Consider the following 1,447-nt stretch of genomic DNA (forward strand, 5'->3'; position numbering starts at 1 on the left):
CCTGTCGTGTCGACAGTTATGATGGTGTTGCCATTCACAAAGCTGAAGTCCAGGTAATCATCCAAAACTCCATTTTCTTCATTAACCAATATGTCCGATAAATCCAGTGCATCTGTGTTAGGGGAGAAGTTATAGACGTCATCGGTGCTGCCATCTGCAGACCCGGCATCCCAGATAAGAATATCTCTGTCATTATCTAAGCCAGCATCCAGGTGGTCACTGCCGGGGCCGCCAACCAGATAGTCGGCACCTGTACCGCCAAAGATGTAGTCATTACCGGCACCACCCAGTAATTGGTCATCGCCTTCCAGACCTTTGATGGTGTCATTCCCTTCGCGACCGACAATTTCATCACTTTGGTTAGCTCCGGTGAGAGAGTCACCCTGAGTGCTACCAAAGATGAGGTTATCTATGTTGTCGCTTCCTGTTATCGTAATGGCATCATCAGGCAGCAGCTCGTGAGTAAATACAGCTTGTACATATCGGGCTTGATAGCTGCCTCCATCATTGTCGAAGTAAGTAATAGTCCACTGATCGGCAGCTTGGGCTGGATTTAAGGTCAGATAGTCAGCGAGTGTTATCGAGTTATCTGACTCTTGCACAATCTGATCGTAGCCAATACTGGCTTTCATCAAGCCAGAATCTGCATCATAAAACCAAGTTTGTTCTATGTTATCCACAGGATCAGCCAGCAACACAATGAAGGTAATACCGTTGATAGTTAGCCTGACCGATACCTCTGTTTCCCGTTTGCTGCCGGCTGTGGAGTCAATGTCTCTCTCATTGCCGGGGATTGGAATGGCAAAGGGCGATTTTTGGAAGTCGGTAAATAGATCCAGGCTACCGGCGGAAGGCGCTAAATTAATCGCATCGGCGAATCCACCACTGATACTGAGAATGGCATCTTGGTCATTACCTGAAGTTAAAGGTGATGAACCATCACCTATGGTGACACTTTCCCCTCCTAAGCTGTTCCCCGGCACCGCATGGATGATGAAGTCGCCAACCACCTGCTCTGTACCTGAGTTGACTGTGAAGGTCAGAGAAATATCCAGCTGTTCCTCAATATCACCGTTATTACCCGGCATATAGACCAGACTGCCTAACTCTGCTGCAGACAAGGCTTCAGGATTGTCAAAGTCATACTGCACCAGCATCTGCTCGCCATCATCCCAGTACCAAATAGAGCCTAGCTCGGCAGTTTCTGCAGGATCGATAAACTCAAGACTCAGGTTTGTGATGCTAATTTCATCCGTGGCATCTACATCGGTTGGAACATCAATATTCAGCGGATAACCGGCAAGATAAGGATCCGAGAGTTGTAACAGGGAGGCCGGAACCCAGATCTCTTTGGCAAATTCGCCTTCAACCGGGTCGTTGGTTCCATTGATTGTGATTGTGACAGTCTCGGTATCTGTGCCGCCGTTGCCGTCATCGACAGTGACAT

1 protein-coding gene is annotated in these 1,447 nt (G+C 48.2%); it reads right to left on the reverse strand.

Features of this window, described 5'->3' with window-relative positions; translation table 11 throughout:
- Window positions 1-1,447 (reverse strand): calcium-binding protein (locus RC73_RS19515; protein WP_039036189.1); only part of this gene is annotated, 1,447 nt, incomplete at both ends.

The sequence above is a fragment of the Shewanella sp. ECSMB14102 genome (assembly GCF_000813075.1).
In the GTDB taxonomy this organism is placed as follows: domain Bacteria; phylum Pseudomonadota; class Gammaproteobacteria; order Enterobacterales; family Shewanellaceae; genus Shewanella; species Shewanella indica.